General features: G+C 68.9%; 16 protein-coding genes. 11 read left to right on the forward strand and 5 right to left on the reverse strand.

Annotated elements, in window-relative coordinates:
• Positions 1 to 139 precede the first annotated feature (139 nt).
• Complete coding sequence (locus tag ACZ56U_RS18915; RefSeq protein WP_469085136.1) at positions 140 to 2,311, forward strand: UvrD-helicase domain-containing protein; 2,172 nt, start codon at positions 140 to 142, stop codon at positions 2,309 to 2,311.
• Positions 2,312 to 2,396: 85 nt separating this feature from the next.
• On the opposite strand, the gene ACZ56U_RS18920 is transcribed toward ACZ56U_RS18915, so the two are convergent.
• Entirely contained in the window at positions 2,397 to 8,468 is a 6,072-nt protein-coding gene (locus ACZ56U_RS18920) for an AAA domain-containing protein (protein ID WP_469085137.1), read from the reverse strand.
• Between the two features lie 328 nt (positions 8,469 to 8,796).
• Between ACZ56U_RS18920 and ACZ56U_RS18925 the strand changes: the two genes are divergently transcribed.
• The 5 genes from ACZ56U_RS18925 to ACZ56U_RS18945 all read left to right on the forward strand — a co-directional run bounded on the left by ACZ56U_RS18925 (position 8,797) and on the right by ACZ56U_RS18945 (position 15,045).
• Positions 8,797 to 9,636, forward strand: a complete 840-nt coding sequence (locus ACZ56U_RS18925; RefSeq protein WP_469085138.1) for a hypothetical protein — start codon at positions 8,797 to 8,799, stop codon at positions 9,634 to 9,636.
• A 103-nt stretch (positions 9,637 to 9,739) separates the two neighbouring features.
• Positions 9,740 to 12,283 carry a GmrSD restriction endonuclease domain-containing protein gene (locus ACZ56U_RS18930; RefSeq protein WP_469085139.1) on the forward strand — a complete coding sequence of 848 codons (2,544 nt, stop codon included), beginning with the start codon at positions 9,740 to 9,742 and terminating at the stop codon, positions 12,281 to 12,283.
• Between the two features lie 35 nt (positions 12,284 to 12,318).
• Positions 12,319 to 12,927: a hypothetical protein gene (locus ACZ56U_RS18935; RefSeq protein WP_469085140.1), complete on the forward strand. Its 609-nt coding sequence runs from the start codon at positions 12,319 to 12,321 to the stop codon at positions 12,925 to 12,927.
• 12 nt (positions 12,928 to 12,939) lie between these two features.
• Positions 12,940 to 13,779, forward strand: a complete 840-nt coding sequence (locus tag ACZ56U_RS18940) for a hypothetical protein (RefSeq protein WP_469085141.1) — start codon at positions 12,940 to 12,942, stop codon at positions 13,777 to 13,779.
• 180 nt (positions 13,780 to 13,959) lie between these two features.
• Positions 13,960 to 15,045, forward strand: coding sequence for a DNA polymerase III subunit beta family protein (locus ACZ56U_RS18945; RefSeq protein ID WP_469085142.1), 1,086 nt, complete (start codon positions 13,960 to 13,962; stop codon positions 15,043 to 15,045).
• Positions 15,046 to 15,088: 43 nt separating this feature from the next.
• Here the strand turns inward: ACZ56U_RS18945 and ACZ56U_RS18950 are convergent, their stop codons facing one another.
• From ACZ56U_RS18950 to ACZ56U_RS18960, 3 genes are all read right to left on the reverse strand, one after another.
• Positions 15,089 to 15,436: a deoxyxylulose-5-phosphate synthase gene (locus ACZ56U_RS18950; RefSeq protein WP_469085143.1), complete on the reverse strand. Its 348-nt coding sequence runs from the start codon at positions 15,434 to 15,436 to the stop codon at positions 15,089 to 15,091.
• 57 nt (positions 15,437 to 15,493) lie between these two features.
• Positions 15,494 to 15,670 carry a hypothetical protein gene (locus ACZ56U_RS18955; RefSeq protein ID WP_469085144.1) on the reverse strand — a complete coding sequence of 59 codons (177 nt, stop codon included), beginning with the start codon at positions 15,668 to 15,670 and terminating at the stop codon, positions 15,494 to 15,496.
• 204 nt (positions 15,671 to 15,874) lie between these two features.
• Complete coding sequence (locus ACZ56U_RS18960; RefSeq protein WP_469085145.1) at positions 15,875 to 17,131, reverse strand: hypothetical protein; 1,257 nt, start codon at positions 17,129 to 17,131, stop codon at positions 15,875 to 15,877.
• A gap of 557 nt (positions 17,132 to 17,688) precedes the next feature.
• On the opposite strand from ACZ56U_RS18960, the gene ACZ56U_RS18965 reads away from it, so the two are divergent.
• The 3 genes from ACZ56U_RS18965 to ACZ56U_RS18975 all read left to right on the forward strand — a co-directional run bounded on the left by ACZ56U_RS18965 (position 17,689) and on the right by ACZ56U_RS18975 (position 19,814).
• The gene (locus tag ACZ56U_RS18965; protein WP_469085146.1) at positions 17,689 to 17,997 is read left to right on the forward strand and encodes a hypothetical protein; all 309 of its coding nucleotides are present in this window, start codon (positions 17,689 to 17,691) and stop codon (positions 17,995 to 17,997) included.
• Positions 17,998 to 18,156: 159 nt separating this feature from the next.
• Entirely contained in the window at positions 18,157 to 18,921 is a 765-nt protein-coding gene (locus ACZ56U_RS18970; RefSeq protein ID WP_469085147.1) for an HNH endonuclease, read from the forward strand.
• Positions 18,922 to 19,163: 242 nt separating this feature from the next.
• Entirely contained in the window at positions 19,164 to 19,814 is a 651-nt protein-coding gene (locus ACZ56U_RS18975) for a hypothetical protein (RefSeq protein ID WP_469085148.1), read from the forward strand.
• Positions 19,815 to 19,838: 24 nt separating this feature from the next.
• Here the strand turns inward: ACZ56U_RS18975 and ACZ56U_RS18980 are convergent, their stop codons facing one another.
• Complete coding sequence (locus tag ACZ56U_RS18980) at positions 19,839 to 20,339, reverse strand: ATP-binding protein (RefSeq protein WP_469085149.1); 501 nt, start codon at positions 20,337 to 20,339, stop codon at positions 19,839 to 19,841.
• A gap of 227 nt (positions 20,340 to 20,566) precedes the next feature.
• On the opposite strand from ACZ56U_RS18980, the gene ACZ56U_RS18985 reads away from it, so the two are divergent.
• Positions 20,567 to 21,433: a helix-turn-helix domain-containing protein gene (locus ACZ56U_RS18985; protein ID WP_469085150.1), complete on the forward strand. Its 867-nt coding sequence runs from the start codon at positions 20,567 to 20,569 to the stop codon at positions 21,431 to 21,433.
• Complete coding sequence (locus ACZ56U_RS18990) at positions 21,430 to 21,645, forward strand: DUF397 domain-containing protein (RefSeq protein WP_469085151.1); 216 nt, start codon at positions 21,430 to 21,432, stop codon at positions 21,643 to 21,645. The genes ACZ56U_RS18985 and ACZ56U_RS18990 overlap by 4 nt, the downstream gene beginning before the upstream one ends.
• Positions 21,646 to 21,730: the final 85 nt, after the last annotated feature.

Here is a 21,730-nt window from a genome sequence, read left to right on the forward strand (position 1 = left end):
TGGCAGCACGAGAAATATAGACCCGTTGACTCAGTTCACACAACGAATACTGGGGGGTCCGTCGCTCGTCGTCCCGTCAGTCTCTAGGCTGGTGCCGCCCATCGAGCGCCTACCACCCGTCCGCGACCCGAGGACTCCCATGCCCCGTCTCGCCCTCTCCGACGACTTCGTCGCGGATCTGATCTCCCTGCAGAGGCCTGTTCAGAAGGAAGTCAACGACACGATCCGGATGTTCCAGAGCCTGACCGTGCCTCAGCTCCACGCGAGCAAGGGAATGCATCTGGAGAAGCTCGAGCGGGCGCGCGACCCCCGGATCCGTACGATCCGGGTCACCAGGTTCTACCGGGGCGTTCTCCTCGCCCCGGACGACGGCAGCGAGTTGTTCACTCTCCTCAGGGTGGCACCCCACGACGAGGCGATCAACTGGGCCTGCAAGCGCGCCTATTCGGTCAACGGCGCCACCGGCGGTCTGGAGGTGCGCAATGTCGAAGCACTCGAGCAGATGGAGACCTACTTCGAGACGAAGGCGGTCCAGACCCCGGCCCGGCTGTTCGCGCACCACTCCGACACCGTGCTGCGTGACCTCGGCATCGACGAGCAGGTTTTGCGACTGGCGCGCGTGTGCGTCACCGCCGACGATCTGACGGTCATGGCTCCGCCCATGATGCCCGCAGATCAGTACGAGGTACTGGAGTACCTGGCGGCCGACTACTCGCCCCAGGACGTCTGGGAGCAGCTGATCGCCCCGCGCGGGCAGACGGTGCGCACGGCACAGGACCGGCCGGCCGTCACGCTCAGCGAGGCGATCCTCAACACGCCCGACCGCATGGTGGAGGTCACCGGCCCCGGTGAGCTGGAGCGGATCCTCACCGAGGACTTCACCCGCTGGCGTGTCTTCCTGCACCCCGCCCAGCGCCGGTACGCCTACCATCCGGGCTTCAACGGACCGGCTCAGGTGACGGGCGGCCCCGGCACCGGCAAGACGGTCGTCGCCCTGCACCGGGTACGGCACCTGCTGCGCACCGGACGCGAGGGCGACCGGGTCCTGCTCACCACCTTCACCAACGCCATGGCGGCCGCCCTGCGGGACAGCCTGGCTCTCCTGCTCGGCGATGCCGACGCCCATCTGCTCGCCCGTGTCGACGTCACGACGGTGGACTCGCTGGCCGCCCGGGTCATCCGAGAGGCCAGGGGCAGTTCGCCGAAACCGCTGTCGGCGGCAGCGGAGAAGAGCGCGTGGGCCCGTGCCGCCGCGCGCGAGGACCTGCCCTGGTCGGAGCGCTTCCTGTCCCAGGAGTTCCGCAACGTCGTGTTGGCTCAGGGGCTACGCACGCCCGAGGAGTACCTGAGATGTGTGCGCAGAGGGCGCGGCACGCAGGTGGGGCGAGTGCAACGGGCCCGGTTGTGGCGGGTCATGGACCGGTTCACGCAGGATCTGGCCTCGCGCGACTCCGCGACGTACACCATGGTGTGCGACCAGGCCGCCCGGATTCTCGCCGAGCAAGGGCCGCGCTACCGTCACGTCGTGGTGGACGAGGCACAGGACCTGCACCCGGCCCAGTGGCGGGTGCTGCGTGCCTGCGTGGCCGAGCGGGCCGACGACCTGTTCCTCGTCGGTGATCCCCATCAGCGCATCTACGACTCCCGGGTCTCGCTGCGGTCCCTGGGCGTCAACGTGCGTGGACGCACGTCCCGGCTGCGCCTGAACTATCGCAGCACGGAGGAGATTCTGCGCTGGTCCGCGTCCCTCCTGGACGGTCAGCCGGTGGGGCGACTCGGTGAGGACGACGAGGACGACGGCGGGCGGGACTCGCTTCGCGGCTACCGTTCCGAGCTGCACGGCCGCGTTCCGGTGGCTCGAGGCCATGGCAACCAGGATGACGAACTGCGCGCGTTGGTGAAACAGATCCGCACGTGGGTCGACCAGGACGGTGTGAAGGCATCTGAAGTGGCGGTGTGCGCCCGGTTCAACACACTGGTCGACGCGGTCATCGCCCGCCTGCGCCGGGAGGGCATCCCCGCCGTCGCGGTCAAGGACGACCCGGGGCCGACGGTGTCGGGTGTGCGCGTGGCGACGATGCACGCCATGAAGGGGCTGGAGTTCCGCTGTGTGGCTGTCGTCGGCGTGACGTCCAACGTGCTGCCGTTCGCTCCGCAGGTGACGCCGGCCGACGAGGACGCCGTGCAGCACCGTTCGGATCTTCTGGCCGAGCACTGTTTGCTCTTCGTGGCCTGTACGCGGGCGCGCGACGCGCTGGCGATCTCCTGGAGCGGTGAGCGGAGCCGCATGCTGGACCCGGTCACCGACTGAGCCGCACCGCACCGGACCCTGCCCCGGGGAGCCAGAGGTGGGTCCGCGGGGCAGGGCCTGTCCGGTCACGGTGCCGTGGTCTCGATCAGACGCGGATCTCCCGCACGACGACCGTGCGCGATGTGCCCTGGGACGCGTCGTACGAAATCTCGCGTCCCGTCGGCTGCCAGGTCAGCGCGTGGCCGAGAGGAGAGGACGGAGAGACGATGTCCGCCTCCTCGGTGGGAAGTTCGGCGATCGTGTACAAGGTGTCCTCGTCCACCTGACCGTCGAACTCCAGGCGGAGCAGCGCTCCCGGAATCACGACGTCGGGGACCGTTCCTCCCTGCCCGACGCCGACGGAGTCGAGGAAGGTCCGCAAGAAGGCGAGGCGTTGGGTGCGCCGGTCGCGCTGCTCGGCCTGGGTCTTCCTGAGGAACACCAGCTGGGCAGCGTCCGCGCCTTCGGGGGTCTCAGCGGGCGCGTCGATCGCCGCCTGCAACTGCTGCACCTCACGGAACAGCCGCTGGAAGGCTTCGGCGGGGATCTCCCGGACCGGCAGAGCACTCGGAGCGGCCGGGTTGGGCATCGCCGGCCGTGCGGCGATCGCTGCCTCAGGCACCGTCACGCCGGCCGCCCGTGTGGGAGTGGTGCCGCTGTCCGCGGTCCTGGCCTGCGGGCGCGTCGGAGCAGGCGTGGCCCGCCGGACCGGACCGCTCAGGGACTCGCGCGGGTCCGTAGCCCTGGGCGCGGGCACCGCCCCCAGAGCGGCCGCAGTGTCGGTCGGCACGTGCGCTCGCGCCGTGTCCCGGTTCCCCGCCTCATGGCTGGACGCGTCCCACGGCTCGGACGACACGCCATCACCGACCATGGCAGCATCACCAGTCGTGGCAGCATCAGCGACCCCTGCCCGGGCCACCTCACCGGTCTCGGCCACGTGCCCCGTCACGACCAGGTCGGTGTCGGCCGCCGCCTCCCCTCCGGCCCCCGCCTCACCGATCGGCTCCGCCCCACCGGTCGCCGCGTCATCAGCGGCACCGGGGCCTTCCGCCTCCCGCCCTACCGGTTCGATGCCCAGCCGTTCCAGCTCGGCCCACAGCGGGGCCAGCGCCTGCTCGCGGTCCAGGTGGAAGCGACTGCCCCGGATCCGGACGAACGTCCAGTCGACGCGTTCCAGATCGCGCTGTCTGGCAGCCGCGGTGGAGGCGTCCTCCCCCTCAGCGAAGGCGTCGCCGTCACAGGCGACCGCTAGGCGACGCGTTCCGCCCTCCACCACCAGGTCGATCGTGTGGCGACCCACCTTGTATCCCGGGCGGGCCCGGTGGCCCCGTGCCGTCAGTTCCAGGTACACCTTCTGCTGGAACAGGCTGTCGAACGCCTCGTGCCGGACGTCGGGCAGGACCTCGCCCTCGACCGCGACGACGTCCTCCTCCGCGGGACGGGTGAGGTGGTCGAGCCACCGTCGGCGCAGGTCGTTCTCGTGGAACTGTTCGGCCCGCGCGCTGTGGAACACCCACACCTGGTCCTGGGCGCGCGAGGCCGCCACGTTGATGCGCTGCTCGTAGGTCTTGCCGTTGAAGCCGCCCGGGACCGCTCCGGCGGCCGTGGTCGCCGAGTTGACGAACGAGATGAACATGATGTGCCGCTCGTCGCCCTGGAAGTCCTCGGCGTCGCCGACCCGGATGCGCCGCGCCTCCCGCTGCTCGTAGTCGAGGCGCTCGGCGAGCAGGTTCTCCAGCTCCGTCAGGTGCCCCTTGCTCGCGCGGAGACTGACGACGCCCATGGTCTTGCCGTTGTAGGCGGGGTCGGCGCAGCAGCGCACGATCGTGTCGACGAGGGCCTCGGCCTCGGCGGTGTTGGTCAGCCGGGTGTTGGCGCCGGCTGCTTCACTGCTCTCGACGTACACCGTGCGGACCGGGGGCAGTCGGTCGGCGCCGTACTGCCGCAGGGGAAGCAGATCACGGTTGTAGCAGAGGTCGTTGGAGAAGGAGATGATCTCCGGCATGCACCGGAAGTGCTCCTTGAGCATGAGCGTGCCTCGGCCGGCCGAGAGCGCTTCCGTGAGGTCGAAGAAGCTGGACTCGGGGCCGAACAGGCTGCGGACGTCCGGTTCCAGCGCGGTGAGCAGACGATCCCTGAGGTGGAAGTACTCGTCCTGCTTGAGGCCCACGTTGGACGGACTGACCTGCTTGCTGTCGCCGACGACGACCATGCGGTCGGCGAGCCAGCTCAGCAGCATGGCCTCAAGCCCGGACTGGCTGGCCTCGTCGACGATGACGACGTCGAACAGTCCCGGCCGGTCCATCGGCACGGTCTCGGCGACCTGGTGCAGCGGCATGATCCAGGCCGGCACCGCCGTCTGCGCCTTGCGCAGGGCGGCTTGAGCGTCGCGTCGGTAGCGGTGCTGGTACTTGCCCTTGATGCGCCGTGCGGCCTGCTGGTAGGCGCTGAGTGCCCGGGACTGGTCGCCCGTGAGAAGGCCGAGGCAGCGGTGCCAGGCGCGGGCGGCGGCGAGCCGCGCGAGCATGATGCGGGCCTCGTCGTCGGCCTCCGTCAACCGTCGGCGCAGGGCACGCTCGGCCTCGGGGTCGGTCAGCCGTTCCATGCGGTCGCGCCACGCGGACCAGGCCCAGGCTTCGGCGAGCGAGGGCAATCTGACGTCCCAGGCGCTGTCCGCGTGAGTGTCGACGATGCGGTCCGCGAGGGCCGGGAACGCCTCACGGACGCGAGCGAGGGCCGCGTCCTGCTCGGCTCGCAGCCGGGCGGCCTGGCGTACCTCGGCCATCTCGTCGCTGAAGGTGCGGTAGCCGTCAGGATCACGGTCGCGGACGGTGTCGAGTACACGCACGACGGCGGGCGACACTCCGGGCCGGTCGGCCCAGGCGCGCAGCAGTTCATCAGTGTCCACAATGACCTTGCGGGACTGTTCGGCCGCGCGCAGGGTGGTCGACGCGCGCAGCAGGGTGCGTACGGCGTTCTCGACGTCCGGGTCGTGCCAGATGGCGACCGCGAGTGCCGGGGAGGTGGCCGCGGCGGTCAGGACGTCGGTGCGGGCGGCGGCGACGGCGAGCAGCGCGTCCAGCACGTCCGCGTCCTGTCGCAACCGTGCCAGGCGCGGTCCGTGTCCCTGCCAGGCGGCGACGGGTGTGCCCCACTCGGACTCCACCTGGGCCAGGCGCAGTTCCAGCTGGACGCGGGCGAGGACGACGGCCGACGTCGGGACGTCCTCCGGCGCTCGGCCGTCGACCCGTACGTTCTCCGCGAACGCGCCGGCCGTCTTGGCCAGTTTGGAGCGCATACCGAGGGGGCCGCGCAGCTTCTGTCCCTGAGCGAGACCGTCGTGCAGGGCGGTGACCTGCGCGAGCGCTGTGGCCGGGTCGTACTGTTCCAGGCCGCTGACCATGGCCGTGCCCAGGAGGGCGAGCGAGCTGTCGACGGCCGCCAAGGCTTCGGTGACGGCGGCCCGCCGGCTGCGTGCCTGCCAGTCCTGTCCCTCGGTCACCTGCCTCAGGAGTGTTGCGGCCCAATCACCGGCTGCGGCGGCGAGAGCCGCGGCGCGGGCGCGGGTGGTGGCGAAGGCATCGAGCGCGGAGGACAGCCGCTGCTGTTCCCCCTCGCCGAGGGTCCTCACGGCCGTGTCGTACTCCGCGCACAGCGGGTCCTGGCGCGCGGCGGCGTGTGCTTCCTCGGCCGACCGTACGATGCGTACGGCCTCCTCGAAGTCGCCGGGGCCCGGCAGTTCGGAGGGGCCGGGCACCTCGGCCGCGAGGGCCTGGTGGTGCGGGGTGTACGCGCGGGTGGTGTGCAGCAGGCGCAGTACCTCGGCGGTGCTCAGGGCGGGCTGTTCCTGCGGGACCGGGCCCAGCCAGTCGTACCGTCCCGATTCCGCGGTGAGGCGCTCGGCGATCTCCTGCAGGCTGCCGCTGTAGTCGCCGATCTCCGCCTCGAAGCGGTGCGTCTCCTGTTCGCGCAGTACGGCGAGGTCGCGCAGCATGGCCTGCTGAGCGGCACGGGCCTGGGCGAGGCGCGCTTGGAGGGTCCGGATCGCCTTGCGGGAGGCCTTGGCGTCGTAGCCCGCGTACTCGCCGAGGATCCGCTGCACGGATGCCTCCAGCTCCCGCTGGGCTGCCGCACCGTCCTCGGTGCGGCTCACGCACAGGTCACGGACCGACTCCGGCAGCTTGTCCCGCAGCACTCGCAAAGCGCGCGGGGTGTGGCTGGTGATGAGGACGCGCTTGCCCTGGGCGAGCAGGTCGGTGACCAGGTTGGCGATGGTGTGCGTCTTGCCGGTGCCGGGTGGTCCCTGGACGACGACGAGACGGTTGGCGCGCAGGCGTTCGGCGATCGTGCGCTGTTCCTCGTTGGCGGGCAGTGCGAAGTACATCTCGTCATCGTCCTGCGTCGTTCCGTCGTCCTCCGCCGCCGCGAGGTCCGCCGCCGTCAACGCGCCGTCCCGACCGGCGATGTGACGGAGCAACGCGGTGGGCGGGGTGCCCGCGTCGATCTGCCGGGCGATGGCCTTGAGAGCGTCCATGGTGGAGCGGCGGCTGCGCTCACGCAGGACGAGCGCGGGGGTGAGTCCTACCTGCGGGACGTCGAGACTGCGGGGCTTGACACGCTCGACGGCCGGCGCGTAACTCCCGGCGCTGTGCGCGGCGTTGACCCAACTGCGCAGAGCGGTGTGTACGGCGTCGAGGTGTTCGGGGTCGGTCACGTCCAAGGCGCCTTCCAGCACCTCGACGATCGTCTCGCGCACGGCGCCCGGCACGTGCTGGGCCCCTTCGAGCATGCCTTCTTCGAGTTCCAGGCCCGAGCCGGTTGGGTCGGGGGCGGCGGTGAGCGTGCCGGTGGACGGGTCGAGCCGGAGGGTGGCACGGTGTGTGATGAGGTGCCGCTCCACGCGCTGCCCGGTGGTCGTCTGCCAGGTGAGCCGGCCCAGCCCGAGCACTAGTTCGTACGCCTCACCGAGGCCCACGGCATCCTCGTGCATCTTGTGCAGCCGGTCGTACAGCCTGACCACGGGGTCGATCGCGCGGCGACGCTCCGCCCAGGCGAGCCATTCCTGCTCCCAGGCGGCGTACAGCTTCTCAATCTTCTCCCGCCGGGGGTGTTCGTCCAGCTCGTGGTAGGTCTTGTCGAGCGGGATGCCCCGGGACCAGTCTGGGAACTCGGGTTCGATACGGCGGCGCAGGTGCGGGGCGCGGAGCTCCTTGAAGTCACGGATTCGGGTCTCGTCCACCCATGGCGCGAGCAGCGCCTTGGGGTGTGGCGCGTCCTCGCGTTCGGGGCGGGCGACGGTCAGCCAGGCCGGGTCGTCCCCCACGAGAGCGCCGTCGGTCATCACCTCGACGCCGTCGTCGTCCGGCAGCTCGTCGAACCACACGGTGCCGGCAGCCCCGTCGAGCGTACGCACGGGGCGCGTCTTCGACTCCTCGGCCTCGGCGAGGAACCGGAAGATCTGCCGGACCCGAGCGGCGTCCAGACCGTCGGCGGAGACCTCCGGGACCAGCGATCGGGAGGGCTGACGCCCGAGACCGGCAGACTGGGCCGGGACGGCGTCAAGCCCGGGAGATGCGGTCGCCCGCCGCCCCTCTGCGGCCGGGACAGCGTGTCCGGTTCCGGTCGGGGGCCCCGGGGCGTGGTCCTGTTCCGCCAACAACGACTGCTGTTGCTCACCGAACAGTACGGACTGGTCGAACGCCATCGGTAGGGGGCGCGCACCGGCCCCCGCAGCAGCGCCCGACGTCGTGCTGAACGTGACGCTCCCCCGGTCGCGCGCCGGGAAGCGGACCTCGATGTCCAGGTCACCGGCGGTCCCTGCCGGAATGCTGTAGGCCCACGTGGCGGAGACCCTGCGCCCCGCGAGAAGGGTGCCTTCAAGCGCGCTATCGAGCACGTCACTGCGGTAGTCCTGCACCTGACGGCCCGTCTTGCCGTACGGCCCTCCCCGCACCAGCAAGGTGACGCCGTCGAGGTCGAGCGGCTGCCCGGTGCCGTTGCTCAGAGACAGGGTGCACCGCACCAGGTCGTCACCCTGCCGGTACCCGTGGCCGTCCCCGGCATCTGCCAGCGCGTAGGGCAGGACGTCGTCCACCCGCACGTACAAACCGTCGTCGTACTGGTAGACGGAACCGATCGGCCGCAGACCTCCACTCAGCCCGCGCTCATCCTGACTCACACGCCCACCCCACCACTGCTCCTGAGGGCCATCCGGTGGCCCGTCCGGTCATCCCGCCCTGACCACCAAGAGTCCGATCACAAGGCGCCCCCCGGCACACGGACTCGAGTGTGAACTGAGCACACATCGCGAGCGTATCAGCAAACCCGGACATCCACCCCGCCACGACCCCCGTCCGGCACGGATCGGCTCCTGACGAGCACACCGACGACACCGATCGACCTCGCATTTACCTTCGAGACCGACACTCTTGCGCTATCGGCGTTGACTTAGTTCACAAAACGCGACAGGCTTCGTCTGCGTCACCCCAGAGGAAGGCAGAAGTGCCATGCATATGCAAGTGGTAGACGTGTCGCCCCAGTTGGCGACGCAGTGGCTCACCCGCAACACCAGTAACCGGCCGCTCAGCAAGAGCACGGTGCAGCAGTTGGCCGGTCAGATCCAGCGCGGGGAATGGCAGCTGACGCACCAGGGCATCGCCTTCGACGAGGACGACGTTCTCATCGACGGACAGCACCGCCTGGCCGCCATCGTCAAGGCGGGCCTCACCGTGCCGTTGACCGTCACGCACGGCGTGCCGCGCACCGCGTTCACCGTGATGGACACGGGCCGCAAGCGCACCGGCCGGGACGCGTTGGCCCTCGCCGGGGAGGCCAACGCGACGCACTTGGCGGCGGCCCTGCGCGGACTGCACCTGTACCGCAATGCCCCCAACTCCGCTTGGAGCGGCGGATCATCGGTCACGAGCAACGACCAGCTCCTGAACCTGCTCGGCGAACACCCCGGTGTCCGCGACGCCCTGCACCACGGCATCGCGCTGAACCGGGGGTGCCGTATCACCGTCACGGCCGCGACGATCGGCTGGTACGTCACCAGCGAGGCCCGGCCCGACATCGACCAGACCGCCTGGGAGGCAGGAGTCGTGACCGGCGCCCACCTGGGACCGGGCGACCCGCGTCTGACGCTGCGCAACACCATGCTCAACCTGGCCCTGGGCAACGCGCACCGACGCCGCGACGACTCACGCGAGCACCTGCTCTACTACCTCAAGGCGTGGAACGCCTGGGTCGAGGGCCGCACCATCAAGCTGCTGCGCCGCTCCCCCAACGAGACGATGCCGCGCATCTCCAGCCGTTCGTCCCTCGTATCGGCAGACAGCGACACCTGACAAAGCATAGATTCAACGGACAACTGCCGCTGGGCCGTGAGACATCGGACATGAACGGGCTCGGCCTGTACACCCCTCAAGGTGCCGTAGGAAAGGGAGGCGCATGCGCGCCCAGGAAATCACCTTCCTGAAGCTCGTCCAAGGTGACAAGCAGTTCCAGGTGCCGCTCTATCAGCGCACGTACAGCTGGGGCAGGGAGCAGCTTCAGCGGCTGTGGGAGGACATCGGGGAACTCGTCGACCAGCACCTGGCCGGCGAGCCGACCGCGCCGCACTTCCTGGGCTCCGTGGTGCTCGCACCCGGTCAGATCCAGGCGGGCGGGGTGCAGAGGTGGCTGGTGGTGGACGGGCAACAACGGTTGACCACGCTGATGCTGGCGTTCACCGCGCTGCGCGACCACCTCAAGGAGACGGGTGACGCGCGCGGGGTGGACAGGGTGCACCGCCAGATACTGGTCAACGAGTTCCACGAGGGCGCGGACCACTACCGGTTGCTGCCCACGCAGGCGGACCGGGACGCGTACGCCGCCTGCGTCCAGTCCCGCGCGGACGCCGGCGGAGGTGACAACGTCGGGGCGGCCTACCGGTTCTTCCGCGGTGCGCTCACCGAGGGCCACGAGGCGGGCGACGCGCGGTGGGCCGCCACGATCGAGACGGCGCTCAAGGACCTGCTCTCCATCGTGGAGATCACCGCCGAGCCGGGTGACAACGTGTACCGGATCTTCGAGTCGATCAACAACACGGGCGTCGGGCTCAGTCAGAGCGACCTGTTGCGCAACTACGTGTTCATGCTGCTGCCCAAGCGAGGCGAGCGGATCTACCAGGAACTGTGGCTGCCCATGCAGCAGAGCCTCGGCCCGAAGAACCTCGAACTCCTGGTATGGCTCGACCTGGTGGTACGCGGCCACTACAAGACCAAGCAGAGTGAGATCTACCGCGAGCAGCAGAAACGGCTCCATCCGCTGGCCGGGGACGAGGACGCGCTGCAGCGCGAGATCGAGCAACTCGCCCAGCGGGCCAGGCGATTCATGCGGATCATCGACCCCGCGCGTGAGCAGTCTCCCGCCCTTCGGGCGGTCCTGGAACGTCTGGCCGCCTGGGGTGGCCAGACCCACTACCCGCTCACGCTGCACCTGCTGGACCTTCTCGACGCCGGGGGGACGACTCCGGACGACGCCGCCCAGGCGCTGGGCTACGTCGAGTCGTATCTGGTGCGACGCCTGATCTGTCAGACGCCGACCACCAACCTCAACCGCATCTTCATGGAAGCGCCGAAGGAGCTCGAGACCGACCGGCCGGCCGCCGAGGCGGTGAGGCGGTTCCTGTCCGGCCGACGGCGGCGCTGGCCGAGCGACGAGGAACTGCGCGAGGCGGTCCGCACAAAGCCGTTCTACTGGGCCGGGCGCCCTCCACAGCGCAGCTACATCCTGCGCCGCTTGGAGGAGAGCTACCGCGCCTCCGAGCCCGTGGACTTCGCCAAGGCGTCCCTCAGCGTGGAGCACGTCCTGCCGCAACGCCCCGCTTCCGCGTGGTTCGACCTGCTCGCCGAGGAGACGGAGCCGAACCAGACTCCGCAGGAGCTGCACGACCTGCTGGTGCACACGCTCGGCAACCTGACGCTGACCGGTGACAACGCCAAGCTCTCGAACCACCCTTTCGAGCGCAAGCAGCAGATCCTCGACTCCAGTGCCCTACGCATGAACCTTGAGATCTCCTCGGCACAGCGCTGGGGCAAGGCGCAGATCCTGGAACGTGCCGACCGTCTGGCCGACCGCGCCGTGGGACTGTGGCCCGGCCCGATCGGCGGGGTCAAGCCGACCGGCGAGGAATCGCCGGGCTGGGTCGAGCTGCGGGCCGCTCTGGTGGCGATGCCGAGCGGCACCTGGACGACGTACGGCGATGTAGCCGAGCTGATCGGCAGCCACCCGGTGCCCGTCGGGGCCTACTTGGGCGCCAACACGAGCGTGATCGGCGCCTATCGGGTGCTCACCGTGGAGGGCAGGGTCTCCCCGCAGTTCCGCTGGGCGGACGGCAGTGACCGGCCGCCGCCGCAGGAGCTGCTGGCGAGCGAGGGAGTGCGCTTCGACTCTCTCGGGCGGGCCCATCCTTCTCAGCGCCTGTCCGCCGCCGAGCTGGCCACCCTGCTGGGCAGGGACGTGGCGCAGCCCGCCACGCACGACCCGCTCCCCGAGGGGGAGGACGCGGCGGCGGCCGAGCGGTTCCGTGCGCAGTTGCGGGAGAACTGGCCTGCCGCGTACGACGGAGTCGTGGCGGTCCTCGACTTCTGGCGCCGCCAGGGCGGCCATGTGACGTACGGCCGGCACGAGGAAACGAGCTGCTTCCCCATGCTGGACCTCGGGACCCGTCGGCCGCACCTGATGTGGCCGGTCGGGATCTACCCCGTCAGCGGAACGGTCGAGGTGGTCTTGCAGTACCTGAAGAGCCGCAGCCCCTTCGACGACACGGAGCAGCGCCGGGAACTCCTGAACCGCCTGAACAAGATCGACGGCATCGACCTGCCCGAGGCGAAGCTGGAGCTGCGTCCGTCCTTCCCGGTCAGTGTCTTCGCGGAGCACGGTGACGAGATCTGCGAGGTGCTGGACTGGTTCGTGGGGGTGGCGGCGCTGGATCTGGCGCGGCGGGGCTGAAGGCATGGCAGGAATTTGCGAAGGAGGCATTACTTGTGCGGTTATTGAACGACCTCACTCTGACCCGGAAGGGCGGAAGGGGGATCGAGAAGAGCGGAACGACATGTTCCGGAGAAATGTCCAGGGCGCGCGCCGTCGAGTGGGAGCTGCTCCTCCCCGGACAGCCCTCGCTGACGGTGCACGACAACCACTGGGTGAACGGCGAGCGTGACCTGGTGCTCCACAAGCCCACGGTCGTCCCCGAGATGCCGGCGGCCCTCTCCAATCTGCACAACAGACTGCGCTCTGGGATATGCGCGTCCGAAAGGCACGGGGAACTGCGCATCATGGTGTTCCCCACCTACGTCGACACGCATGGCAGGCCGCGGATCAAGAAGTCCCTCTCCACGGTGAACATCGCCAACGTCATGGGGCTGCGCCATCTCAGAGACTTGACCGCTCGGGAGGGTGTCAGGTTGGAGTCCGCGTTCGACCGACCGGATCTGCCTCCCGTGGACCTGGACGACCCACAGGACGAAAAGCCCCTACAGCACGCCTTGTTCTTTCCCGCCGCGGATGACGAGACACCGGTGGTCGCCTTCGTCCGCTTCCGGATCGTGCCTGTTCTGCAGCACATTGGCTGGCTGTCGCCGGCCGACGACTGAGGGAGGCCACCTGTGCCGGGGCGAACGTGCCGAGGAACTGTTCACAGGCTCAATGGCCAGACGATCTGTTTCACGGGTCGTGTTCTCGTCGATGGCGAATGGACGGTCAGGTCGCGCTGCGCCGAGAGAGCCAGGCAGCGGGACGCCATTTCCAAGGCCGACTTCTCGCAGAAGGTCACCCTTGTCGTCTATGGCGATCTGGCCACCAAGGTCGTGACCGACGACCGTCGCACCTACAGCAGCACGCTCGTGGACGCCGAGGCCGAGCGCAACCGGGGACGGCACGTCTGCGTCGTCGACGGAGACGGCTTCTCGAAACTGCTCAAGGGACGGCCCGCGCCGTGCCTGAAGCTGAGAAGAGCAGGCACGGGACGCGTTCGTCCCGTCGCGGCCACTTCAACCGAGGCACAGATTCTCGGTGGCCCTCTCCTCGTACGGAGGACCGGCCAGCGTGCCTCCTGTGATCTCACACTTGACCTCAACCGTCTCGACGAGGCGACGGCGGTGCACGAGGCGACGGTCGGAGCGCTCATCGCGCGCCTGTCCCACGAGGGCATCGAGGCATGTACGTACGCCTCCGGCGCTCCGGCATTCGACGCCGGGTGGTCACGCGGTGAAGACATCTTCGTCGCCGAGGTGAAAAGCCTCACCGGGGCGCGCGAGGACCAGCAGATCCGCCTGGGCATCGGGCAGATCCTCGACTACGCCCACCAGCTCCGGAGCGCGCACCCGAACACGGTCATACATCCGGTCCTGGTGCTGGAGGAACGCCCGTCTGCGGTCCGTTGGACCGCGCTGGCCGACGGTGTCGGCCTACGACTCACCTGGGCACCCGACTTCTCCGGGATCTGACCGGCTTCCCAGCTGACACGGACCCATCTGCGAGACATGCATGTGCGCGGATTCGAACACCGTGCCGGTACTGTCCTCTCAGGCCGGTCGATACTGACCGGCCATGGGACGGATCCCACCGTGGTCGGGGTTGACCCTCAACCTTGTCGAGAGCCCAGAGTCCCTGGTGTGGAGAACGACATGCGCAGCATCGGGGAAATGGCCCGGGACGGCGGACTGAGCGTGAGCGCGCTGCGGTTCTACGACCGTGCCGGAGTGCTGGTCCCCGCCTGGGTGGACCCGGTCAGCGGCTACCGCTGGTACGAGCCCGAGCAGCTGGAAGAGGCCAGGTTACTGGCCCGACTGCGCCGGGCGGGCATGCCGCTGGCTGACATCCGGCTCGTGCTGGCCGGCTGGGCCGGCGCGGACACGGACCTGGTGCGCGGTCTCCTTCAGGCGCACCTGCGCCGTCTCGAGCTGGGGCTGTCCGACGCCCGCAGCGAGTTCTCCACGCTCCGAGCTCTACTCGACCACAGGGAGACAGACCCCATGACCTCGCTCCAGACCGCCACCGCCCGGTTGTCCGTCCCCGCGCCGGAGCTGGCCGCCGCACTTGACGCGGTCCGTTTCGCGGCCGGTACCGATGCGGAGTTGCCGATGCTCGGCGGGATCCTGTTCGACGTCGAGGGAGAGGAACTCCACCTGGTGGCCACCGATCGCTACCGGATGGCTGTCGCGCGAACACGCACGACCGGGCACGGCGGGCCTCGTACGCAGGTGGTCGTGCCCCTTCCACTCGCCGATGCGATGCGGGCGCTGCTGACTGGCGAGGAGCCCGCCCAGCTCGCGGTGGACGGTGACCGCGTCACGCTGGAGACCGGCGACCGGCAGACATCCGGCCAGAGCCTCGGCCCCGAGTTCCCCGACTACCGTCGCCTCGTCCACCTCCCGTCCGGCCGCCGCGTTCACGTCGATACGGCGGCCTTCCAGGAGGCCCTGGAGACCGGCCCCGTCCGCGTGAGCGAGACACGTGAGCAGGACGGCGAGCCGTACGACCTCAGTGTGCTCAGGGTGACGGAGGCCGGGTCCGCGATCGTCTGCGACGACGGTGACGACGACCAGGACAACGTGGCCGTCAACCGCGAGTTCCTGCTGCACGCGCTCACCGCCGGGGCCCGGGACGAGCTGATCCTGGAACTGGGCGCGCCCACGGCGCCCCTCGCGATCCGCCGGCCCGACGACGAGGGCACCTTCTCGCTCCTGATGCCGGTCCGGTTGGAGAACTAGCCTCTGTGCAAGCCGGATTCGACCCCGTCCGCGACCGCTCGCCTCAAACGCGCGGCGGGGATGCGGGCACCTCGTGCTGTACGAGTGCCCTGGCGAAGGGCTCGCCGCTGCGCCGGGCGAACGTCATCCGCTCGCGGACCTCGCTCAGGGTGCGGGGACGGTAACCGGGCCCGCCGCAACAGCTCTTGTGGAAGCGGACGCCGGCGTGCAGCAGCACGGACAGCGTCCGCCAGGCGGCGGCGTCCCGGCGGCGGGGTGCGGCGAAGGCGGAGCCCACGTGGATCAGCAGCTGCGCGCAACGGGGGCAGATCCGCTCCCTGTCCCTGTCGTAGGGCTGCTTGCACGAGGCCCGGCAGGGCAGGCAGACGTAGGAGGTCTTCGCGTGGGCCATGTCAGCAGGGTAGGCGCGGCCCGGGCGGAACTCGACGGGATTTCGGCACCGTGCGTGTCACCAGGTCAACTCGCCTGATGCGACTGTTTCGTTGACGCCCATGGAGAGCGAGATCTGCTTGACCTCGCCTGTGTAGTCACCCACGGCTCCGTCCTCGGTCGCTCCGTCGTAGTAGTACATGGCGGACGCCCAGGGCTCGGCGTCCTTACCCAGCCCGTCCGTCAGGCCCTTCATCGTCGCCGTACGGAAGTCAGAGTCCGACTCGGCCTCCGGCGCCGAATCCCCGGTAACGTCCCCCGAAGCCGCCGAGGTACGCGGGGCGGAGGGTCGGAGGCCGCTCCCGCAGCCGCCTACGGTGAGCGCGGCGGCGACGATGAGTGCGGTGCCGGCGGATGCCGCGGTATCGGGACATGGGGCAACTCCGCGTGGTTCGCTCACTCAGCCTTCCTCGCCGTGTCCCTCCCCGTCCCCGCGCCGACGACGCGCTCGCTCGGCGATACCGCTGGAGAGCTTGCCCCTGACCGAGCTGGCCCGGTCGAGGGTCCCGTAGCCGAGGCTTCTGGCGGCATCGACGCCCTTCGCTCCTGTCTCGAGCGCCTTGTCCCTCACCTCCGCGGCCGCGTCCACCCATCGTCTCGCCTCCGACGACCGGCGACCGGACTCGATCCCGAGCCGCTCGTGGAAGTCATGGACGCCAATCGCGACTTGGTTGCTCGACTGGACCGCAGCCGGGGACTTGGCCGGATGCAGCAGCACCTTCGCGTTGGCCGTGCCGGCGACCGCGTCCATCCGCGCCACCAGACGCTCGGTGCTCCGCGAGATGAGTTCCTGTCGGTCCCCCCGGGCAGCCTTCAGTCCGAGGCGATGACCGTCCAGCTCCTCCGGGGACGCGTCCAGCACCCGGTCGAGTTCGAGCACGGCGATCGCGTCCTGCAGTTGGAAGCAGCGAGCCAGAACGGCGAGCCACTCCCGAACCGGGGACTCGGCTTCCCTGACCGTCGCGGCGAGATCACCGATCTTGGACTGCCGCTCCATCTTTTCCGCGATCGCGTCGAGTTGACGCAAGGCGTACACCTGGGTCTCCGCGATCGACGTCGGCGCGTCCTGCACCTTCGACCACATGGTCTCGTCGACCCTGCCCCTGTTCTCGCGGATGGTCATGGTCTCGTCGATGACGATGCCCACTCCGATCATGCGGGACAGCACAGTGTCCTTCTGGGCGCGCAACACGTCGTCGACCTTCGCGTCGATCGTGGCGAGATAGTCGGTGATCTCGTCCATGCTCTGTTGCATCGCAACCTGCGACATGAGCTTCGCGGCATTGGCGAGAGCCGCCGGGTTGGTCAGAAACGATCGGGGTCCCTTCACGAACTCCACGAATCCCCTGATCTGGCCCTTCTGCCCCTTCACCACACCCGTGCTGAAACCGGTCTTCGAGCTCTCCCTCAGCCCGTACTTCTTGACGAGCTGCGCCGACTTTGGAGTCAGCTTCACCCAGCGACCGGAGTCCGCGGCGAACTCCGAACCTGCCTGCGCGATTGCGGCCCCGACGCCGAAGACGGACTTGAGCCATTGCGGTCCGAGATCCTTCGACGACGCCAGTCCCTCCGAGATGAGGAAGCGGTCGACATCCGCCGCGTTCCCGATGACCATCAATCCGTCATCGTCACTGATCAGCTGAATCTCGTTGTCCATCGCCCGCTCCTGAAGTCGCTTCTCGCAGTGGTGGGTGGTCGGGGTGCGCGCGGCGATCGCCGGGCAGGGCCGACGTCTTCCGATGACGGGAGAGCGAGGTGCCGACCCGGACAGGGCCAGGGCGCGCTTCCCTTGCGCCGACGTGGAGTCGACGTCCGGGCAGACACCAGTTCCTCATGGTTCGGGGCGCGTTCGAGCCGGCGCGTCGTCGGGCTGGCAGCAACTCGGGCACGACCCAGCCTTCCTGGCCTGCCCCGTCGTGGCGCCCGACAACCGGTGCCAACGCTGCGGAACTGGAAGCGCACACGCTGCCTGGCCGCGCCCACCCGTTCACGCATTCCCCTCGGCCATGGGCGCCTGCCCGCCGAGAGGGCGGGCGACGGTTGATCGCCATCAGTATGTTACCCATGTACTCAGTTCACAAGGGGTGAACGCCTGCTTTGCGCATTCGAACAACGCTCGCACGCCGGTGGCATAGGTTCGACAGTCGCCGGAATCCGAAGCCGGGAGGGCATATACAGAAGGGCACGCTGGAGTACGAGCAGGCTCTGGACGCCGTGATCGAGATCCTGCGTTCACGGGCACGCCAGGGCGCGGTGCCCATTCCGTACGGTGATCTCAGCAGCGAACTGACACGGCTCGGCCATCACGTCCCCGCCCACGAGGGCCCCATGCCTTACCTGTTGGAGGACGCCTCGGTCCGAGAATGCCCGGACGGACCGCTGCCCCTGCCGAAGGACAGCGACTGGCCGTCCAGCGGGTTCTTCAAGCTGGCTTGGCGCGCACCGTACAAGCGGCCAGGCGGCGACGTACTGCTGTGGACCCAGGAGATCGAGAAGCTGGCGGAGCACTACGCCGGCCGCTGACGCTCACTTCATCGGCGCTGGCTTCCCCAAGGCTCCCGTTTCATCCCGATCTATGGCCGCTCCCGTGCGCCGAACGGCTCGCTACAAGAGCACTGCTGTCCCGGCGGGCCAGCCGGTACCCCCTCTGGCCACGTCGGCAGAAGTCCTTATGCTCTGGCCATGACATCCGGATTGACCCCTCAACACACCCTTCGGGCCTGGCTGTTGAATGCGCTGGCGGAGCTGGGCGGCAGTGCACCAACCGCTCACGCACTCAAGCACGTGGAACAACGCTACGGGACACTCCTCTCATCCGAAGACCATGAAGGAACAGAGCGGGACAATGAGCCTAAATGGCACAACAGGACCAGGTTTGAGCGAAAGAAGATGGAGCGATCGGGTCTTCTGGTCCCGGCCCGGGAGTCGCGTGGTGTCTGGACACTGACTGAAGCCGGCTGGGACCAGTTTCACCTCCTCCGAGACACGACCGCCGAAGTCAGCGCGGGGACGGAGGGTCCCCCCGCGCCACCCGCCGACACCCCGAAAGGGGACGAGACGCCCTCACGCGCTGAAGAGACGACCCAACGCATAGTCCGGAGTACAGCTGTTGCGGACTATGTGAAACGAGTGCACGACTACAGGTGTCAGGTTTGCGGGATTCGACTTGCAACGTCAGCAGGAGCGTACGCAGAAGCAGCACACATCCGAGCCTTGGGACGCCCCCACGATGGGCCCGACGTCCCAGCCAACGTGCTCTGCCTGTGCCCGAACCATCACGTTCTCTTCGACTTCGGCATGTTGACCATAAGTGATGAATTGACCGTCACTGACTACTCTTCTGGAGCTTCGCCATGCCGACTCAGAGAGATACCGGAACACAGAGTCGACCGCCAGTACCTGGCGTACCACCGCGCTCACCACAGTGGAATGGGACGGCCTTCGTGACAAGCACACCCAAGTTTGGCTGTTCGTCTCCCGAGCAATTGTAAAAGCTGCGGCGGGGCTGGAGGGGGGCGGGGTTGGCGTGATGTCGAGCAACAGCGCCTTCGCAGCCGGGTGTTCCGGAGCGTAGAGGTCGTCGTCACGAGCGAGGTCCGGTTCGTAGGGGCCCTGCTACGTCTGTTCACCGCGGGAGGGCGTTCAGAAAGCGGATGCGGTGCGGCAGGGCAGGGCCGCACACTTCTCGGGTGATCCTGTCGCACCCTGTCGTTGAAGTGTCTCCTCCCGCAGACTTCGCTCTGTGGCCGATCGCCGACGCCGAACGGTACGGCTTCCTGCCCCTTCACGGTGGGCTCAATGCCGCCGAGGTCGGCACGGCGGTCGCGAGCATCGCCGACCGCAACGCCACCGCTCCGGAAGACGATGTCCAGCCTTCAACGTGCGCAGACCCGATCGGCGCCTTCCTGCACGGGCTGCTCACGGCGGATTGTGTCTATGTGCCGGGCGGCTTGCGCATCGTTGACACAGCCACCGGCGTCACACTCCTCCCGGGCTGCTGCAACGGCCTCGAGGAACGCGGCGAATGGCGGTACGTCCTCGATGGCGACGGCTGGGCATCCTTCGGCCACGATCCGTCCCCGCTGGCCGAACTCCGTGGCGACACCGTCCACCTGACAGTGGACGCCGACATGGTGAACAGCCCCTTGATCGAGCTACCGGTCGATGAACTCCAGCGGCTACTCGCCGACGCGGAGCGGGACCTGGCCGGCTTCCTCCGCCTCGCCACCACTTGGGCCGCCCGTCATCTCCCGGATCGGGCGACCGAGGTCACAGCCGCGTTGGCCCGGGGCCTGCTCTTGGACACGGTGGTCGCGCCGTTGTCTCCGCCCGTGTCGTAAGTCCCTATGTCTCGCGCACCTGGCCTACGGCCTCGGTCCGGGCGGGGACCGGTCGAGGTGTGGCGAGAGGTTCGGCGGTTGATGTCGTACCTCCGCCCAGACCGTCTTCGTGTACGCGTCCCGGACCGTGCATCCCCAACGGTCGGCGTAGGCCTGGACGAGGAGCAGTCCGCGGCCCGAGGTCTCGTCGGTGGGTTGCGGGGTCACGGACGGTGGCAGGCGCTCGGGCCGGGTGTCCGTGACCTCGATGCGGAAGCTGTCGGGCAGGAGGAGAAGCGTCAGGCGGAAGTCCCGGCCGGGGAGGCTGCCGTGGCGGACCGCGTTCGAGGCCAGCTCGGCGGTGACGAGGGCGACGGTACGGGCGGGGTCGCAGTCGTACGGGAGGCCCGTCCACTCGGTGAACTGCTGGACGGCGAGTTGGCGGGCGAGGCGGGCGCCGCGTCTCGTGCTGCTGAAGCGCAGGGTCAGTTGGCGGGTGGGAGCGTGAGGCGGCGCCGCCTCGTCGGTGAGCTGATGGTGGGTCACGGTGTCAGCGTGGTGGGGCGGACGGCCTGCTGACCAGGTACGACTGCCGTACGTCGTCCTTGTCGTACGGATTGGGCGGCGTGCTGCGGGGTGGGTTGTACGGGGCTTGTACGGGCGGTGTACGGGTCCGGCGCGTGTCCCGGTCCCCGCGAGTCGCGTTGGACATGGACCGGTGGCGAGCGCGGCCGTGGGCGGGGCGCGGAACGGGATGGGAAGGGCGTGGGACTGTGAGGGCGGTACGGGACGCACGGGAGACGCGGACGGGGCGGGGCGCGAAGACCAAGGACGAGGGGCCCGATGCGCCGGGTGAGTGGTCGGCGTACGGGGTGCTGTTGCAGTATCTGCGCAAGCGGGCCGGGCTGAACCAGCAGCAACTCGGGGACGCGATCGGCTACTCGCTGGAGCAGGTCGCCTCGGTGGAGCAGGGGCGGCGGCCGGCGAAGGCGGCGTTCACGGTGGCGGCGGAACGGGTGCTGGAGGCGGGCGGGGTTCTGGAGGCGCTTCAGGGGGAGGTGGATCGGGCGAAGCTGCCAAGGTTCTTCAGGAACTTCGCGCTCTTCGAGGCGGAGGCGGTGAGCCGGTTCGAGTATGAGCCACTGCTGGTGTCGGGGCTGCTGCAGACAGAGGGGTACGCACGGGCTCTGTTCGCCGGGCACTGCCCACCCCTGGGTGAGGAGATCATCGACCAGCACACGGAAGCGCGACTGAGTCGGCAGAAGCTACTGACGCGAGTGCCGCTCGCAGAGCTGTCGTTCATCATCGGTGAGGAGGCACTGCGGAATCCGGTTGGCGACAGGGACGTCATGCGCGAACAATGGCAACGCCTCTTGAAAGTCGGGGCGTTGCGGAACGTGGAGGTCCAGGTCATGCCTGCCGCATGCGGGTTCCACTCCGGTCTGAACGGCCCGTTTGTGGTGCTGGAGACCAAGGAGCACAAGCACCTTGGTTACATCGAGTCTCAGGATGTCGGGTGCGTCGTCCATGATCCAGCAGAGGTCAGTGCCTTCGGGTTGCGGTATGGCAAGCTGCGGTCGCAGGCTTTGAACGGCGTCGAGTCTGCGCGGCTCATCGAACGGCTGGTGGGAGAGACATGAGCGTGGAGCAGGTGCCCGAGAACGTGAACGGTCTGCACTGGTTCAAGAGCAACTACAGCGGCTCGGGAGGAGGCAACTGCGTGGAGGTGGCTGCCGGCCTGGACGCCGTGTATGTACGGGACTCGAAGGTCGTGGGTGGCGGGCCTGTGCTGCGGGTCAGCCGGGGCGAGTGGGCGGCGTTCGTGGCGCTCGCGGCGCTCGCGGTGGAGTAGGGCCGAGTACGGCTTCTGAGCGGAGCAACGGGCTCGCTCCCGTCACTTGGGGTGACGGGAGCGAGCCCGTTGCTATGCCGACGGC

The sequence above is a fragment of the Streptomyces sp. NPDC034103 genome (genome assembly GCF_055575395.1).

What these genes read in the sequence shown, in the direction of transcription:
- ACZ56U_RS18960 (WP_469085145.1), bottom strand. Translation starts at nt 17,131, where the DNA reads ATGGACAACGAGATTCAGCTGATCAGTGACGATGACGGATTGATGGTC.
- ACZ56U_RS18970 (WP_469085147.1), top strand. Translation starts at nt 18,157, where the DNA reads ATGACATCCGGATTGACCCCTCAACACACCCTTCGGGCCTGGCTGTTG.
- ACZ56U_RS18990 (WP_469085151.1), top strand. Translation starts at nt 21,430, where the DNA reads ATGAGCGTGGAGCAGGTGCCCGAGAACGTGAACGGTCTGCACTGGTTC.
- ACZ56U_RS18915 (WP_469085136.1), top strand. Translation starts at nt 140, where the DNA reads ATGCCCCGTCTCGCCCTCTCCGACGACTTCGTCGCGGATCTGATCTCC.
- ACZ56U_RS18945 (WP_469085142.1), top strand. Translation starts at nt 13,960, where the DNA reads ATGCGCAGCATCGGGGAAATGGCCCGGGACGGCGGACTGAGCGTGAGC.
- ACZ56U_RS18950 (WP_469085143.1), bottom strand. Translation starts at nt 15,436, where the DNA reads ATGGCCCACGCGAAGACCTCCTACGTCTGCCTGCCCTGCCGGGCCTCG.
- ACZ56U_RS18930 (WP_469085139.1), top strand. Translation starts at nt 9,740, where the DNA reads ATGCGCGCCCAGGAAATCACCTTCCTGAAGCTCGTCCAAGGTGACAAG.
- ACZ56U_RS18925 (WP_469085138.1), top strand. Translation starts at nt 8,797, where the DNA reads ATGCATATGCAAGTGGTAGACGTGTCGCCCCAGTTGGCGACGCAGTGG.
- ACZ56U_RS18955 (WP_469085144.1), bottom strand. Translation starts at nt 15,670, where the DNA reads ATGAAGGGCCTGACGGACGGGCTGGGTAAGGACGCCGAGCCCTGGGCG.